16 protein-coding genes and 1 pseudogene are annotated in these 18,154 nt (G+C 28.5%); all 17 read right to left on the reverse strand.

Features of this window, described 5'->3' with window-relative positions; genetic code table 11:
- Nucleotides 1-19: 19 nt before the first annotated feature.
- Complete coding sequence (locus tag FRIFI_RS11300) at nucleotides 20-139, reverse strand: cyclic lactone autoinducer peptide (RefSeq protein WP_092924187.1); 120 nt, start codon at nucleotides 137-139, stop codon at nucleotides 20-22.
- Between the two features lie 39 nt (nucleotides 140-178).
- Nucleotides 179-844 (reverse strand): accessory gene regulator ArgB-like protein, encoded by a 666-nt coding sequence (locus FRIFI_RS11305; protein ID WP_166505898.1) that lies wholly within the window; start codon nucleotides 842-844, stop codon nucleotides 179-181.
- A 2-nt stretch (nucleotides 845-846) separates the two neighbouring features.
- Nucleotides 847-1,323, reverse strand: a complete 477-nt coding sequence (locus tag FRIFI_RS11310) for a hypothetical protein (protein ID WP_092924181.1) — start codon at nucleotides 1,321-1,323, stop codon at nucleotides 847-849.
- A 118-nt stretch (nucleotides 1,324-1,441) separates the two neighbouring features.
- The gene (gene sigG, locus FRIFI_RS11315; protein WP_092924178.1) at nucleotides 1,442-2,215 is read right to left on the reverse strand and encodes an RNA polymerase sporulation sigma factor SigG; all 774 of its coding nucleotides are present in this window, start codon (nucleotides 2,213-2,215) and stop codon (nucleotides 1,442-1,444) included.
- Nucleotides 2,216-2,294: 79 nt separating this feature from the next.
- Nucleotides 2,295-3,016 (reverse strand): annotated as a pseudogene (sigE, locus tag FRIFI_RS11320) (RNA polymerase sporulation sigma factor SigE).
- Nucleotides 3,017-3,044: 28 nt separating this feature from the next.
- A complete protein-coding gene (locus FRIFI_RS11325) occupies nucleotides 3,045-3,881 on the reverse strand; it encodes a sigma-E processing peptidase SpoIIGA (protein ID WP_092924172.1) in 837 nt (278 codons plus the stop codon).
- Nucleotides 3,882-4,286: 405 nt separating this feature from the next.
- The gene (ftsZ, locus tag FRIFI_RS11330) at nucleotides 4,287-5,456 is read right to left on the reverse strand and encodes a cell division protein FtsZ (protein ID WP_092924169.1); all 1,170 of its coding nucleotides are present in this window, start codon (nucleotides 5,454-5,456) and stop codon (nucleotides 4,287-4,289) included.
- 539 nt (nucleotides 5,457-5,995) lie between these two features.
- Complete coding sequence (locus FRIFI_RS11335) at nucleotides 5,996-6,718, reverse strand: cell division protein FtsQ/DivIB (RefSeq protein ID WP_092924166.1); 723 nt, start codon at nucleotides 6,716-6,718, stop codon at nucleotides 5,996-5,998.
- Between the two features lie 103 nt (nucleotides 6,719-6,821).
- Nucleotides 6,822-8,090, reverse strand: coding sequence for a UDP-N-acetylglucosamine 1-carboxyvinyltransferase (gene murA, locus FRIFI_RS11340; RefSeq protein WP_166505899.1), 1,269 nt, complete (start codon nucleotides 8,088-8,090; stop codon nucleotides 6,822-6,824).
- Nucleotides 8,091-8,165: 75 nt separating this feature from the next.
- Nucleotides 8,166-9,404, reverse strand: a complete 1,239-nt coding sequence (gene murG, locus FRIFI_RS11345) for an undecaprenyldiphospho-muramoylpentapeptide beta-N-acetylglucosaminyltransferase (protein ID WP_092924160.1) — start codon at nucleotides 9,402-9,404, stop codon at nucleotides 8,166-8,168.
- A gap of 14 nt (nucleotides 9,405-9,418) precedes the next feature.
- Nucleotides 9,419-10,549, reverse strand: coding sequence for a stage V sporulation protein E (spoVE, locus tag FRIFI_RS11350; protein ID WP_092924157.1), 1,131 nt, complete (start codon nucleotides 10,547-10,549; stop codon nucleotides 9,419-9,421).
- Nucleotides 10,550-10,582: 33 nt separating this feature from the next.
- A complete protein-coding gene (murD, locus tag FRIFI_RS11355; RefSeq protein ID WP_166505900.1) occupies nucleotides 10,583-11,944 on the reverse strand; it encodes a UDP-N-acetylmuramoyl-L-alanine--D-glutamate ligase in 1,362 nt (453 codons plus the stop codon).
- A 16-nt stretch (nucleotides 11,945-11,960) separates the two neighbouring features.
- Nucleotides 11,961-12,932, reverse strand: coding sequence for a phospho-N-acetylmuramoyl-pentapeptide-transferase (gene mraY / locus FRIFI_RS11360; protein ID WP_092924153.1), 972 nt, complete (start codon nucleotides 12,930-12,932; stop codon nucleotides 11,961-11,963).
- Nucleotides 12,933-12,969: 37 nt separating this feature from the next.
- Nucleotides 12,970-14,343, reverse strand: coding sequence for a UDP-N-acetylmuramoyl-tripeptide--D-alanyl-D-alanine ligase (locus tag FRIFI_RS11365; protein ID WP_166505902.1), 1,374 nt, complete (start codon nucleotides 14,341-14,343; stop codon nucleotides 12,970-12,972).
- Between the two features lie 221 nt (nucleotides 14,344-14,564).
- Nucleotides 14,565-16,544: a stage V sporulation protein D gene (locus FRIFI_RS11370; protein ID WP_240275606.1), complete on the reverse strand. Its 1,980-nt coding sequence runs from the start codon at nucleotides 16,542-16,544 to the stop codon at nucleotides 14,565-14,567.
- 15 nt (nucleotides 16,545-16,559) lie between these two features.
- The gene (locus FRIFI_RS11375) at nucleotides 16,560-16,913 is read right to left on the reverse strand and encodes a hypothetical protein (protein ID WP_166505903.1); all 354 of its coding nucleotides are present in this window, start codon (nucleotides 16,911-16,913) and stop codon (nucleotides 16,560-16,562) included.
- Nucleotides 16,914-17,196: 283 nt separating this feature from the next.
- Complete coding sequence (gene rsmH / locus FRIFI_RS11380; protein ID WP_092924144.1) at nucleotides 17,197-18,132, reverse strand: 16S rRNA (cytosine(1402)-N(4))-methyltransferase RsmH; 936 nt, start codon at nucleotides 18,130-18,132, stop codon at nucleotides 17,197-17,199.
- Between the last annotated feature and the right edge of the window lie 22 nt (nucleotides 18,133-18,154).

Consider the following 18,154-nt stretch of genomic DNA (forward strand, 5'->3'; position numbering starts at 1 on the left):
AAATCCTCATGATTTTTTATTATTCTTCTCTTAATGACTTTGGTACTTCTGGTTCAAAGAATATAAGCATACAATATGTTGATGCTCCTTCTGCAACTTTAGTTAATAAATCAGATACTGAACCTAATAAGAAATCCATCTTATTTCCCCCTTACATTTTATTTTGCCCTAAATATATTTAAGACATATTTTTAGATAAAAACTTATTTATATTAAAAAAATTATCTAACAAGTTGATAAGTCTGCCCCCTAGGCTAGTTAATACAAACACTTGAAGTCCTATTCCTAGTACCATTGATAAGGCTATACTTTTTGCAATTGTAACATTGTTTATTGAATATATACTAAGTAATATTATAATTAAAACTACATATATATTAATTAGATTAAAGGCTTTTTTTCTTAATTTTTTTCTAGTACTTTCTTTTTTCAAAGGTTTATTCTTTGATGGTGCTGGACATTTTTTATATAAAATATAATAAGAAAATCCTATTATAGATATTATCATTAATATAGTAATACTCATATCAATATCCATTATACTTATTGATATATAAGATAGTATATATGCTAATATAACTCCTATTAAAGTGCATCTCTCTGGGCTAGTTGCATGCACACCTCCAGAATACCTTTTTAAAATAGCGGATGTTATAGATATTGTCATAATTTCAATTAATGTTTTAGTTAATAAACCTACTATTATCGTTACAACTATTGCTAAACTAGTATGTAATATTGTAAATAGCCCATAGTTTATAACTGCTATTTCTTCATCATTTTTATCAAGCTTCTTCCCTAACTTATTCGACGCTTTTAACGATAACTCCTCTATTATCCCCATAATTATCCCCTCTTAATATATTGGTTCACATTTTCCATAACTATTTTTTTTAGTAAAAATACAATTCCTATAGCTATTAAAAGTGACGGTAACGTTCTTATAGCTGAAATTGGTCCGTCTTGATTAGTTAAAATTTCTATTGGTATATTTAATAAACTTGTTGCTATAAAAATATATATCCCTTCACTCATGGCAAGTGCTATAAAAAATAAGCATGTTGATATTACTGTTCTTAATAAATCACCATTTGACATTTTGTATAACATTATTCCTAAAGCTATCATAGATAATATTGTATGTACTCCAAAATTTATAGGTAAAGATCTTATCGCTATTACTATCACACCTAATAAAAATCCTTTTTTTAGGATTTCTTTATTATCTAATTTTATTCCCATAAGCAACATCCCACAAAATATAGTTACTAGACTTTCTGGAAATGTACGCAAGATCATATATCCTATTGATGATGTTAACATGGTCTAACTCCTATTCTTATCACATATTAAGAAAAATTTTTCAATTTTTAAAAATGTTTTCTCAGTTCTAAGAAAAATCGTTGGCATTATATACCAACGATTTTTCTTATACTATATATTATATATATTTTCTCATATTTTTCAATGCGTTTTTTTCTATTCTCGATACTTGCGCTTGCGATATACCTATCTCATCAGCTACTTCTATTTGAGTTCTTCCTTTATAAAACCTAAGATCTAAAACTAACCTTTCTCTGCTATTTAATTTTTTTATGGCCTCTTTTAAGGCAATTTCTTGTAACCAATTTTCATCTGTATCTTTTTTATCTTGAACTTGATCCACAACAAATATTGCATCTCCATTATCCTGATAAACTGGATCAAATAATGATATAGGATCCTGTATTGCATCTAATGCCATTACAACATCTTCAATAGGTAATTCTAATTCCTTAGATATCTCAGATACTGTAGGTTCCTTTGAATTTGATCTAACAAGTCTTTCTCTTACTTGTAAGGCCTTATATGCAATATCTTTTAATGACCTACTTACTCTTATTGGATTGTTATCTCTTAAATATCTTCTTATCTCACCTATAATCATAGGGACTGCATAAGTTGAGAATCTTACATTTTGACTTAAGTCGAAGTTATCAATAGCCTTTATAAGTCCTATACATCCAATTTGAAATAAATCGTCTATATTTTCCCCTCTATTGTTGAATTTTTGTATTACACTTAAAACTAGTCTTAAATTACCTCTTACAAATTGCTGTCTTGCTTCTTCATCCCCATCTTTTATCTTGTGAAGAAGTTCGGTCATCTGATTATTTTTAAGTACTGGAAGTTCAGATGTATTTACACCACAGATTTCAACTTTATTAATTTGCATAAATTTCAGTCCTCTCTTAAAAGTTTTATCTATATGAAATTATTTACACATCATATTTTTTTATACTTTTAAGAGATAATTATATAAATTTTTTCATTTCTTTTTTTAATCTTGATATTATTTTTTTTCTAATCTAGATATATAAGATTGAGATATTCCAAGTATATTAGCTACTTCTTTTTGAGTTTTCTCCCTTCCCCTATTTATTAACCCAAACCTTAATTCCATAATTTGCTTTTCTCTATCTGATAATCTATCTAAAGCCATAACCAATAAATCTTTATCTATCTCTTCTTCTATTATTTTATAGATTTCATCATTTTCTGTTCCTAATACATCTGAAAGTAGTAGTTCATTTCCATCTAAATCTATATTTAAAGGTTCATCAAAGGATACTTCTACCTTCTTTTTATTATTTTTTCTAAGATACATTAGGATTTCATTTTCGATACATCTTGATGCGTAAGTAGCTAATTTTATATTTTTATTTAACTTAAATGTATTTACAGCTTTAATAAGTCCTATCGTGCCAATTGATATTAAATCCTCAATATCAATTCCAGTGTTTTCAAATTTTCTAGATATATATACTACTAATCTTAAATTTCTCTCTATTAAAATTGTTTTTACTTCTTCATCTTTTTCTAACCTTTGTAATAGCTCACTTTCTTCATCTGAATTTAATGGTGGTGGTAATACATTTACGCCCCCCATGTAATACACACCTTTTGGTTTTAAGATTTTAAATTTAATTAGTATTTTCTTAATTCTGATAGATAACTTTGCAATTAATGACTTCATAATAATCTCCCCCTTTTGTTTGTTTTATTTACGATAATATACTAGGATTTAGTATAGCATTGTATTTATCATCATCAAAATCTGATATTCCAACCACTATATTACCTATTTTTGTTTTATCAATTTCTATATAATCAGCTTTTATACCAAGCATTATATTATTTTTGCTACTTCCACCATGCTTATAAGGTATAACTCTTACCCTAGATGCAATATCACTTTCTAAATTATCTATTATACTTTCAATCTCAACTATATCTATATCATCGTATTCATAATCGTATAGATAGCTTGGAATTATATTTCTCAAAGCTTTGGATTTTACTATTACTATGTCATTATTACTTAAAGGATCTTTTAATAAATTTCCAGTATCTAATAATGCCTTGCAACTACATGTCTTATTAAGCAATGTTATTTCAATTTCTTTTGTACTCTCCTTTATTTGCCTCATTAAACTTATATCATTATAGATATATTTTAAAAGTTCACAACTTGTATATGCACAAATGATTAAAAATGATATCTTTAAATGACTTATACCTGTGAAATAAATTATAAAAAATGTAGTTCCAGAAATAAATATATTAACTAATAAAAATACCAACAATACTCTAAAGTATTCTTTTTTATTTTTATAATCAAATAAAAATAATGTTATTAGTCCTATGATAATAATCTTTAGTGGTAGCGTAAATAATATATCTAGTTGTGGAAAAATGTACGCAATTGAATACAATGTACCTACAGATGCACATATCCATTTTTTTTTATTGTTATTATATTTTTTTGTTAGTATAGATGTACAACTTATAATAATATAATTTATTAATAGGTTTTCTATAATGTAGTACTCTATATACATTAAGCTAACCTCCTTTAACCTTTGTGTATATTATAAGTTAGATAGTTTATAATTTTATGTCATTTTTAATGGTCGAAACCCATTTATTTTAGTGTAAAAATTCACAAAAAAAGAAAGCATTCTGCTTTCTTTTCTATTTAATATTTATATAGTATTGTTATATTGTTTTTATTTAATTAACTTTGTTATTCTCTATACTAATATTTATTCAAAGTTATCTATCTTTATTCTTAAAATTATAATAACTAATTTTTTATATAAAAATTTTACTTTATTCATATCTCTACTTAATTTGCTAATTTCTCAAGTATTTTTTAGATTTATATATGCTATCTATATATTTTTTAATATTTTAAGCTTAATAAAAATTTTTTATATACAAAAAAAGAAGTCATTTAGACTTCTTTATCTTCTTCTTCTTAAGAAAGTTGGTATCTCCATTTCATCCTCTTCCATAAAGCTAGATCTTTTAGGTTCTTCTTTTGGAGCTATGATCTCTTCTTTCTCTTCTATTATTGATGTTTTTTGCATTTGTGGTGCTGGTTGTGTTGGTTGTGTATTTAAAGTAGGTCTTGAAGTAGCCTTTGGTTTTTCAGCTATCTTGTAACCTAAGTCATGATTATTTTCATCAAAACCAGTCGCTATAACAGTAATCATTATTTCTTCACCTAAGTCTTCTCTTATAGATGCACCGAATATTATGTTTGCTTCTGGGTCACATGACTCATTAACTAGAGTTGATGCTTCATTTATTTCAAGTAATCCTAGGTTAGGTCCTCCTGTTATGTTAAGTAAGACTCCTCTAGCACCTCTTATTGATGTTTCAAGAAGTGGTGATTGTATAGCTAGTCTAGCTGCTTCTATAGCTCTATTTTCACCTGAAGCACTTCCTAGACCCATATGAGCTAGTCCTTGTTCTTTCATTACAGAAGTAACGTCAGCAAAGTCTAAGTTTATAAGTCCTGGTACAGCTATTAAATCAGATATAGATTGTATACCTTGCTTTAATACGTCATCTGCTATAGAGAATGCGTCTAGCATAGATGTATTCTTTTGTACTATTTGTAAAAGTCTATCATTAGGTATAGTTATTAATGTATCAACTTTTGACTTTAATTCAGCTATCCCATTTTCTGCATTTTTCATTCTTACTTTACCTTCAAATAAGAACGGCTTTGTAACTACTCCTACTGTAAGTATTCCCATTTCTTTAGCAAGTTGAGCTATAACTGGAGCAGCACCTGTTCCTGTTCCTCCACCCATACCAGCTGTAACGAATACCATATCAGCACCTTGAAGTACCTTTACTATTTCATCCTTACTTTCTTCAGCGGCTCTTTTTCCTACTTCAGGATTTGCTCCCGCTCCAAGCCCTCTTGTTAATTTTTCACCTATTTGAATTTTATATTCTGCTTTTGATGTAAGTAAAGCTTGTTTATCAGTATTAACAGCTATAAACTCAACACCTTGAAGCTGTGCTTCAACCATTCTATTAACAGCATTGTTTCCACCGCCACCTGCACCTATTACTTTGATTTGTGCAAGTCCATCTGTTTCAACGTCAAAGTTTAGCATCGCGTAACCTCCCTATTTTATGATTATAAGTAAATGTATGTATTAATTATATCATTTAATTCTTGTTTTTGTTAATAATTAACTAAGTTATTCCACAAAAATATTCAATTTCCTCTTTTTTTATTTCTTAAATTTGTAACAATATGTCTTCTAATAACTGATAAGTTGTCATATAATCTCGACCTAAACACTAGTTTAGTGACATATTTACCTTAAAACCAAGACTTTATTGCACCAAATATAAAATCCTTACTTATAAGTATTTCTACAGATATATAAAAAATAATCTATAGGATAAGTAAACGTTATATAATATCAATCTACTATACATAAGGCTAATCTTATTAATATCCATATCATAAATGCTTACCCTCTTTATTTTACTTTGAAACACTTATATTTTTCAAGTTTTTTAATACTTTTTATTTATATTTTTTGTAGGAATTTTTTGTTATATTATTTTCCCCATTCATAACTTTTAATTGCATATTAAAAATCACTATGCCTTTTTATATTATTTTTGGTAAAATCACTCATACCTATGGCATGTAAATTGGATTTTTACCCTGTCTAAAATCAACTGTTCCTTTACTTATTTTACTACTTTGTAAATCTATTAATATTGCTTCTGTTTTTTTTATATTTTTTTCTATCTCTTTATTGTTTAAAAATATAATTTCTAAACCTTTTGGAGTGTACATTCTTATAGAATCTTCTTCTATTTTAACCTTATTTATTTTTTTGTATAAAGTGCAACTTTTTATATTTTTTAATACTTCCAATAAATTATTTTTATATCTTTCTTTTTTAAACTTTATATTATTATTCTTATCTAGCTTATATCCAATATCTATCATAAGATAATTATCTATTTCTTCATCTTTCTTAACTTTATCTATAAACTTACCTTTATTATCAATATAACATTTTAAACCATCATCTTGAATTATTCCTGATATTTCTTTTTCTATAATTATTATATGTAGCTTATTTGGAAATTCCCTTTTTACCCTTACATCTTCTATGTACTTATTTTCCTCAAGTTCTTTTTCCATATCTTTTAAGTTGTACATAAATATATTTTTATCTTCTCTTAGATCTAGAATTCTAACTATATAGTCCTTTGAAATTTTCTCATTTCCTTCAATTCTTATTTGATTACTATTGAAAATCTTGCTATTCAGTAGTGTGTATAAAATTACTATAATTATTAGTATTAATATTAGAATATTTATTAAAGCTCCCTTTTTTAATCTTTTCATAAAATATATCTCCTTAAAAATCGTATATAATATTAATACAACTAATAATATAATTTATCCTTTATACAATATAATCTTCATGAAAAAAAGGCTTAAAAGCCTTTTATTTTTCTATTTCCTCTATTTTTAATATATTTGCACCTAATCTTGTTAGGATATCTTCTATATTTTCATAACCTCTCTCAATATGATATATATTACTTATTTCTGTTTCCTGTGGAATAGTTAATGCCGCTAATACTAAAGCTGCCCCTCCTCTTAGGTCTGGAGATTTAACTTTTGCACTTCTTAACTTTTCTACACCCTTTATCATACATATATTTTCTGTTATATATTTAATATTAGCTCCTAACCTAGTTAATTCAGCACAATGCATAAACCTATTTTCAAAAATAGTCTCATGAAATACACTTATCCCATCCGAAAGGGTCATAAATGTCATAAGTTGAGCTTGCATATCTGTTGGAAATCCTGGATGAGGTGAAGTCCTAACTAAATCTATTGATTTTATTTTACTTGGAGGTTTAAGTAATAACCCACCATTTTTATACTCTATTTCACACCCTGCACTTCTTAGCTTATCACTTATAGGCTCCATATGTGATATTACTACATTATCTACTTCAAGTTTACCATTAGTTAATGCCGATGCTATCATATATGTTCCTATTGCTATCCTATCTGGTATGACATCATGTTCTACTCTGCGAAGTTTTTTTACACCTTCAATTTCTATATAATTAGTTCCGGCTCCCTTTACCTTGGCACCCATTTTATTTAAAAAATTTTGTAAATCTTCTATTTCAGGTTCTCTAGCTGCATTATATATTTTTGTTATTCCTGTTGCTTTAACTGCAGCTAGAATTGCATTTTCGGTAGCTCCAACACTTGGAAACTCAAAGTTTATTATATTTCCCTCTAAACTATCCTTATAACACTTTATAAAACCTTCGTCCTCTTCTATCCTTATACCTAATTTTTTTAAAGCCTTAAGGTGTAAATCTATTGGTCTTGAACCAATTGCACATCCTCCTGGGTAACTTATTTTAGTATAATCAAATCTACCAATCATTGCTCCCATTATAATTATGGAAGATCTCATTTTTCTAACGTAGCACTCCTCTATCTCCACTTGATCAGCAAATGAGCTATCTACAATAAGTGTACCATCGCTATAACTTACTTTACATCCAATGCTTTCTAATATTTTTATCATAAAATGTACATCTGATATATCAGGTACATTATGGATAATACTCACACTTTCATTAAGTATGGTGGCTGCCATTATTGGTAATATAGCATTTTTAGCTCCTCTTATACTAAGCTTTCCTTCTATTTTGTTGCCACCTTTAATTATATACTTAGACAAAATTATCCCCCCTAGTGCTGTATGTTAAATCATAAGGTCTATAATTTAAATATTATGTGCTAGAGGGGATATATGTTACTTTTTCTTTATTCCAATTACTTTTGGTTGTTCTTGTTCTGTATCTTTATTACAAGCATTTTGTACTTCTTCTGCTTGATTGTTTGTTTTTATCTTTTTATTTTCTTTTTTAGATGGTGATTTTTGCTTGTTATTAGCATTATAAATTTTTAGTATTTCATCATATATTATTTCAATAGCCTCAGGCTTTCCTATTTCTTTACTTGCATTTGCCATATCTATTAATTTTTCTTTATCTCCTAAAAGCCTAAATACTGTTTCATTTAATTTTTCAGGAGTTAAATCTTTTTCAAGTATCGCTATTCCAGCACCTTGATTTTCTATACTTTTAGCATTATACTCTTGATGATTTTCAGCTGTATATGCTTTTGGTATAATTATTGATGGTTTTCCAAGTGCTGTTATTTCAGCTAAAGATATAGCCCCTGCGCTTCCTATAACTAAATCACTTGCTGCTAATGCATTAGCCATATCTTCTAAATATGGTACTACTTTTTGGTATGGCTTTAAATTTAAGTGACTTATAGTTTGAGAGAATTCTTCATAGTAATACTTTCCTGTAGCAAATATAAATGCTACGTCTTCTTTTACCATATTATCTATGACTAATCTCATTGCATTGTTTATATCTTCACTTCCTCCACTACCTCCGTAGCAAAGTACCATTTTCTTATCTTCAGTTATCCCTAAATTTCTTCTTGCTATATTTTTTCTAGCATTTAATATTTCTTTTCTTACTGGATTTCCTGTAAGTGTTAATTTTTCTCTACTATCTTCAGGGAATCTTTGATGAGAATCTTCAAAGCTTGTTAATACTTTTGTAACCATCTTAGAAAGTATTTTATTAGTGACACCTGGGAAAGAGTTTTGTTCATGTACTACTGTTGGAACCTTATTTATAGCTGAGTTAAATAAAACTGGACCACTTACATACCCACCAGTTCCTATTACAACATCTGGCTTAAATTTTTTAACAACTCTTCTTGATTGCTCTAATCCTTTAAATAACTTAAATACTCTTTTTACATTATCTAAATCTATTTTTCTTTTAAATCCTTGTACTGTTACTGTTTCTAATCTATATCCATATTTAGGTACTATTTCTGATTCTATACCCTTTTGAGTTCCTACAAAAAGTATTTCTGCTTCTGGATGCTCCTCTTTTATTTTATTTGCTATGGCTATGGCTGGATAAACGTGTCCCCCAGTTCCACCGCCTGATAATAAAACTCTCATTTTATCCTCTCCTGTTAATTAATTTTGACATGTTTTGAGATATTTAGGACTATTCCTATAGCACTCATAAATATTACAAGGGAAGTTCCCCCATAACTTATAAATGGTAATGCAACTCCTGTAACTGGCATTGATGATGTTGCTACAGCAATATTTAAAGCTGCCTGTATTCCTATTTGTGCACCAATTCCTATAACTACCATACAAGCAAATATATTGTCGCATTTTAATGCTATTCTTACGCATCTATACACTAGTATAACAAATAACATTATAACTACTGCACAACCTATAAGACCTAGCTCTTCTCCTATTATAGCAAATATAAAGTCATTTTGGGGCTCTGGTATGTAAAACCACTTTTGCTGGCTCTTTCCTAGTCCCATGCCAAATAGTCCTCCAGAGCCTAATGCATAAAGCCCTTGAATGACTTGATACCCATTACCTAATGGGTCTTGGAAAGGGTCTAGAAATGATAATATACGCTTTAATCTATACTCTGAAGTTAATCCAAGTGCTAAGAATAATGCAATACCACTACCAAACATAAATCCAACTATTTTCATACTCATCCCTGCAACAAATATCATAACAAATGTTACTAATATTATAGTTCCTGCTGTTGACATGTTTGGTTGACCCATTATAAGTGTAAAAAATAAAAGTGGTACTAACATTAGTGGTATAAGCCCTTTTCTAAAAGACTTTATATTTTCATATTTTTTCTCTATTAATTTAGCTGTAATTATTATAGTTGCAAATTTAGCTATTTCAGCAGGTTGTATTGTAAATGCACCTACCCCTAACCATCTTCTAGCTCCGTTTGCTTTTATTCCAAGTGGAGTAAGTACTAATATAAGTAGTATTATAGATACTATACCTATAGGCTTTGTATTCTTTTTCCAGACCTTATAATCTACATTTGAAATAGTAATCATACAAATAAATCCTAGTATTGCATAAATTACATTTCTCTTTAGAAAATAATAAGCATCATGATGCTTAAAGGAGGATTGAACAAAGCTCGCACTAAACACCATGATGATTCCTATAAATACTAAAGTCATTGTAGTGTAAAATATCACACTATCAAACTCTGTTTTAACATTTTTTTCAATTTGTTTTTTTAAAGCTTCCTTAGTCATTAAAGACTTACCTCCATTCCCAAGACTAAGAGGTTACTTTAATTTGTTTACATTATCCTTGAAGTCATTACCCCTTACTTCATAACTCTTATACATATCCCAGCTTGCACAAGCAGGAGAAAGAAGTACTACATCATTTTCTTTTGCGATTTTATAAGATGTATTAACTGCTTCTTCCATATCTTTTGCTAGATATATTTCTTTAAATCCTTTTTTAATTGCACATTCTTTTATTAAATTTGCTGTTTCCCCTAAAAGAACTAATGCTTTTACATTTTCTTTAGCTACTTCTAAAAATTCATCAAAAGTACTTTTCTTATCCATACCACCTGCTATTAATATTATAGGCTCCTTGTAAGACTGTACTGCCTTTATAGATGAATCTGGATTAGTAGCTTTAGAGTCATTTACAAATGTTACTCCATTTAGCGTTTTAACATATTCTTGTCTATGTTCTACCGCTTTAAATGTTTTTAGTACTTTTCTTATAACTTCTATGTCAACTTTTAGAACATATGCAATCATTGCTGCTGCCATACAGTTTTCTAAGTTATGATTTCCTGGTAAACTTAGCTCATCTTTGTTTAAAAGTACTATTTCTTTATCTAATCTTATAACTATATTGTTATTCTTATCTAAGAATATTCCTTCTTTTAATTCTGTAGTTCTTGAGAAGAATATTTTCTTAGCTTTAACTTTATCTTCTAATGCTCTTACATTTTCATCATCGTAATTTAGTATAGCAAAGTCTTCTTCATCTTGATTCATAAATATTCTAGATTTTGCTTGTATATAGTTTTTCATCGTATGGTGTCTATTTAAATGATCTTCTGTAAAGTTTAATATAGCACTAACACGTGGTTTAAAAGTGTCTATACTTTCTAATTGGAAGCTACTTAGCTCTGTTACTAATACAGAATCCTTAGTAGTAACCTCCACTGTATCTATAACAGGATTACCTATATTTCCAACGATATATGTATCATTGCTATTAGCTTTAAATATTTCTCCTACTAAACTTGTTGTAGTAGTTTTTCCATTTGTTCCTGTTATACCTATAAATACTGGATTATTAGTAGATAGTCTATAAGCTAATTCTACTTCTCCAATTAGTTCTATATTTTTCTCTTTTATCTTTAGTATAAATGGTAAATCTAGAGGAACTCCAGGAGATACCACTACTAATTCTATATCATCTATATTTTCTGGATGATATCCTAAGATATATTCTATATTGTCTAAGTCTTTTAATTCATTTAATATATCTTCTAGTTTTTCTTTTTCTTTTATATCATTTACTATTATATTAGCACCTAATTTATTTAAATGCTTTATTGTTGATATACCAGTTTTTGCAAGCCCTACTAATAGAACTTTTTTTCCATTAAGGTTCATTTTATTACCCCCACAATTAGAATATTGCTATTATTCCTATCCATGCTAAAACTACAGTAACTATCCAGAATGTAAATACCACTCTAGTTTCAGGCCATCCACATTGTTCAAAGTGGTGATGTATAGGTGCCATTTTGAATATTCTTTTTCCTCTTAGTTTGAAAGATCCTACTTGAAGTATTACTGATAATGCTTCTGCAAAGTATACTCCTCCAACTAATGGTATTAATAATATTGAATTAGTTAACACTGCAAATGCCGCAACTGCTCCACCTAATGCCATAGAACCAGTATCACCCATAAATATTCTAGCTGGGTATGAGTTAAATCCTAAAAATCCTAAACATGCTCCTACTGTAGCTGCTGCTAATACTGCAACATCAGGATTTGCAACTGTAGTGTATGATGCAAGTAACATAAAGAATATTGAAACTATTAAAGTTATTCCTGATGCTAACCCATCTAATCCATCAGTTAAGTTTACTGCATTTACTATACCTATTATTATAAATGTCATTATAGGTACGTATAATGGTCCTAAGTTTATATATGCATCTGTAAATGGTATTATAAGCTGCGCTGCACTTGGCGATGCACTATATTGATAATATGATATATATATAGCAAGTGCAAATTGAAGCACTATTTTTTGCCAAGGCTTTAAACCTAAAGATCTTCTTTTCTTTATTATTATAAAGTCATCTAAAAATCCTACCATACCAAATCCTATTATTGATATAAGACCTATTATTAAATCATTTCCAATTTGACTTCTAGTAAGCCCTGTTATTAGTATTGCTACCATCATTAATATTCCACCCATAGTAGGTGTTCCATTTTTTGCTAAATGTGTTTGAGGACCATCATCTCTAACCGTCTGCCCAAACTTAAATTTTGTTAACATTGGTATAAAAATTGGTCCTAATATTATTACTATTAGAAATGAAATCAATGATGTATACGTAAGTTCTGTTATTCCTAACATAATATATCTCCTCTCCCTTGCTGGCTATTTCTTTTGTTAATTACTTATTAAGATGTTCTACTATTTCTTCTAATTTCATACCTCTAGATGCTTTAACTAAAACTACATCTTCTTTATTTACTAAACTATCTATTTTACTTATAGCTTCTTCTTTAGTTTCAAAATGATATGCATTTTGGCTATTAAATCCTAATTTTACTGCCTCATCTTTTATAAACTTTGAATCATTACCTATAGTTATTAATAAGTCAGTATTTTTAACTGCTTCTTCTCCTACTAATCTATGTCCATACTCTGCATGTTCACCCATTTCAAACATGTCTCCAAGTATAGCTACTCTTTTTTTATTATATCTTCCTAATATTTTTAGAGCTGCTTTCATAGAATCTGGACTAGCATTATATGCATCATTTATGATTGTTAGGTTTTCATTTTTTATTATGTCTAGTCTCATTTTTGTAGCTTTGAAGTTTTTTAACCCTTCTTTTATCTTATCTAGTGAAATATTTAAACTCATTCCAACTAAAACTGCTGCCATTGCATTGTATATATTGTGTTCACCTACTGTAGGTATAAATATTTCTTCTTTAGAACCATTTATTATACATGTAAATGTTATACTATCTTCATTCATTTCATAGCTCTCACAATATATATCATTGTCTTTTGTAAATCCAAAAGTTTTTAGATTATAGTTAAGTTCTTTGTTTTTTAAGGTTGATAAAAACTTATCATCTCCATTAACTATTAATGTGCATGAAGAATCAAAATTTGTGGCTATTTCAAGTTTAGCTTTTAATATACCTTCTTGAGATCCTAAATTTTCTATATGAGATAACCCTATATTAGATATTACTCCTATTTTGGGATTAACTATATTAGCTAGGTATTCTATTTCATTAAAACCTGACATCCCCATCTCTATAACTGCACATTCATGACTGTCATCTAATTTAAATAATGTTAATGGAACTCCTAATTGATTATTTAAATTACCTTCGTTTTTTAAAGTATTAAACTTTGATGATACTGCTGAGTATACCATATCCCTTGTAGTTGTTTTACCAACACTACCTGTTATTCCTATATATGGTATATCAAATTGCTCTTTATAATATTTCGCTATATCACCAAGTGCTACCTCAGTATCTTTGACTTCTATTAAATTTATGTCCGAACTATCTAATTTTATGCTACTACTTTCATTTTTTATAAAAGTTTTGCATCCATTTTCATATGCTGAGCACATAAACTTATGTCCATCTAAGTTTTCACCTACTATAGCAACAAATGCATTTTTGTCATTTGCATTTCTACTGTCTATAACTATATCTTCAATACAGAAATTTTCATCGCCTAGTATTAATTTACCTTTCGTTGCAATAACTATATCAGCTACTGTTAGACTTTTCATCTTTCAACCTCCTTTAAGTTATTAAATTTAACTTAATTTTCTGAATAAAGGGCAATGTATGTGTTATACATTGCCCCCCTTCTACTCTTAACTTTATAATTATATAATATATTATTGTTTTTTTGAAGGTATTTCTAACAGATGTTAATAATCTTTTGCTTTTCAATTACAAATTTTTACATTTCCCTCCAGAAGTATTATAGTTCTTTTATATCTATTAATTATTTAAAATAAAGTGCTATACTAGATTCTTCATCTACCTTTATACCAGGTTTTGGAAACATATCAATAACCTTAGTCCCTTTAGGAATTTCTATATCTGTGTCTAAGTTAGGTATTAAGTTAACATCTTCTAATGCCTTAACAGCATCTTCTATAGCTAAGTCCCTTACGTCTGGAACTGTAACTTTATTTTTTTCAAATTCTTCTTTTTCTTCTTCACTATATTTTGGCTCTACTCCTAAATAAGGTAGTGCATCATTCATTATTTCTTTTACTATAGGTCCTGCTGTTGTACTACCAAAAGCACTTACCCCTGTTGGTTCATCAACTATTGCAAGTACTACTATTTGTGGATCATCAGTTGGAGCTATGCCTATAAATGAACATATATATTTTCCTTGTGCATACCTTCCATCTATAACTTTTTGAGCAGTACCTGTTTTTCCACCTATTCTATACCCTGGGATATATGCAGCTTTACCTGATCCTTGGCTTACAACAGATTCTACTATGTCCATCATCTTCTTTGATGTTTCTTCTGATATTACTTGTTTAACTTTCGTAGGTTTTATTTCCTCAATTACATTCCCTTGATTGTCTGTATAAGCTTTTACAAATCTAGGCTCCATTCTATTACCATCATTAGCTATAGATGATATTGCAGTTATTAGTTGTATTGGAGTTACAGATATAGATTGGCCAAAAGATATAGTAGCTAACTCTACTGGACCAACATTTTTTTCATTATATAGTATACCTTTTGCTTCTCCTGGAAGATCTATATTTGTTTTATCCATAAATCCAAATCCTTCTATGTAATCATATAACTTTGATACTCCTAATCTATTACCAACTTCTATAAATACAGGGTTGCAAGAATTTTGCACTCCTTCTTTAAAACTTTGCTCTCCATGAGGTCTATAATGTCTCCAACATTTTATTCTTTGACCTTTGATAGTTACTCCACCTGTACATGTGAACTTATCATTTTCTTTTATTACATTTTCTTCTAATCCTGATGATGATGTTATAAGTTTAAATGTTGAACCTGGTTCATATGTATCACTTATAGCTGGATTTCTCCACATTTTATAATATCCTTGTATCTTATCTTTTTCACTGTATTTATCTAATTCTTCTTGATAGTATGGATATATTGGAGTTCTTGGGTCATTTGGGTCATAATCTGGCTTAGATGCTAGAGATAATATATCTCCTGTTTTAGGATCCATTGCTACAACTGTTACCCTTTTAGCATTATTAATTTCATAAGCTTTTTGAACAGCTTTTTCAGTATAATGTTGTATTACTTCATCTATTGTAAGTACTAACCCCTTACCTTGAACAGGTTCATAGTATTGTTCCATTCCTCTTGGTATTTCTCTTCCTGATGCATCAGTACTTACTATTAATTTTCCTGCCTGGCCTTTTAAATACTTATCATATTGCATCTCAATACCTGCTATTCCTTGGGAATCACTTGATGTATGCCCTAATACATAAGAAGCAAAGTTTCCATATGGATAGTACCTTTGATTGTCTTCTGCTACCCATATACCAGGTATTTTAGCTTCTCTTATTTTTGTTGCTTTTTCATCATCTATCCATCTTTCTATTTTAACTAATGCCATATTTTTTTTATTTACTTGCTTATATACGTCTTCATATTCTTTGTCTAAAATTTCAGCTACTTGTGTTGCTGCACTTTTTTTGTCTTTGACTTCTACAGGCTTACACCACACAGTGTATTTTGTAACACTTACGGCTAGTTCTTTCATGTTTCTATCATATATAGTTCCTCTTTTAGGCTCTATAGGAATTTCTCTAGTTTGTTGTTCAATTGCCTTAGTACTTAACCACTCCCCTTTTACGAGTTGAAGATATCCTGTTCTAAATGTTAGTCCCAAAAAAAGAATACATGCTAACATAAGAACAAGCACTAACCTCTTTTTGCTTATTCTTTTTACTTTTTTACTCAATTGTTTCCCCCCTTACTACTTAATCTGTATGTATCTTATTTGATTCTTTGTAGGATAATCCATATTAAGTTCTTCTCTAGCTCTTTTTTCTATTTCCTGTATTGAGGTTTTAGTATCTGCATTAGCTTTTGCTTCCTCTAGCCTTATTTCTTCTTTTCTCAATTCCTTTTTAAGATTACCTATGCTATATTTAAGTTCCCCTATTACTGAATAACCACATATATTTATTATTAATGTCATAAAAACTCCTACTGATAATGAGAGAATAAAAATCATTTTTTTTATTTTTTTTACTCTTATAATTTTATGTTTATTCTTTTTTCTCTTTTTATATTCGTTTATATCCTTGATTTTATTATTTTTTTCCATTAATCCACCTTCACTTTATCTTCTGATTTATTTTATATAAAATTCTTTCTAAATTTAAATTTGTAAATTATTTATATATTTCAAGTTTATGCACTACCTTCCTTTAAACTTTCATCGTAAAATAAATACAATAACAAACAAAAAAACTAGGAAATGATTATATATAACAAAATAATTTTTTCTTATTACATTAATTTACATAATCTATTTAATAAAATTTTGTCTTTATGAAAATAAAAAAGAGTGTTTTATGATTTTATAATCACAACACACTCTTTTTATATTATATTCTTTCACATACTCTTAGTTTTGCACTTCTACTTCTTGGGTTAACTTCTATTTCTTCATCACTTGGTAATATTGGTTTTCTTGTTATTACTTTTACAAGTGATTCTTTGTCACATTGACACATTGGTATATGAGATGGACATACACAATCTAATGCTAAGTCTCTAAATTCATTTTTTACTATTCTATCTTCTAATGAATGGAATGTTATTATACAAACTCTTCCACCTTTATTCATTATAGATACTGCATCATCTATCATTTTAGTTATTACACCTAATTCATTATTTACTTCTATTCTTATAGCTTGGAAAGTTCTTTTAGCTGGATGTGGTCCATCTATTCTAGCTTTTTTAGGTATTGCCTTTTTTATTACTTCTACAAGTTCACCTGTTGTTTCTATAGGTTTTTCTTTTCTTTCTTCAACTATAAACTTAGCAATACGCTTTGACCAATTTTCTTCTCCGTATTCTTTTATTATTTTGTGTAATTCATCTTCACTATATGTATTTACAACATCATATGCAGAAAAATCACATCTTACGTCCATTCTCATATCAAGTGGTGCATCTTGCATATATGAAAATCCTCTATCAGCTTCATCTAATTGATGAGATGATACTCCTAAATCAGCTAAAACTCCATCTATTTTATTTACACCGATTTTTTCTAATTCTTCTTTTATATTTTCAAAGTTACTATGAACAAATCTTACTCTATCGCTATATTCACTTAATCTTTCTTTTGCTGTAGCTATAGCATTTTTATCTTGGTCAAATCCTATAAATAATCCTTTATCTGATAATCTTTTTACTATTTCCTTTGAGTGTCCAGCACCACCCATTGTACAGTCTACATACACTCCATCTGGTTTTATATTTAAATTATCTATACACTCATTTAAGAGTACTGATACGTGATGAAATTCCATTTTGATATTCTCCTTAACCTAA

This window comes from Romboutsia hominis (assembly GCF_900002575.1).
Classification (GTDB): domain Bacteria; phylum Bacillota; class Clostridia; order Peptostreptococcales; family Peptostreptococcaceae; genus Romboutsia_C; species Romboutsia_C hominis.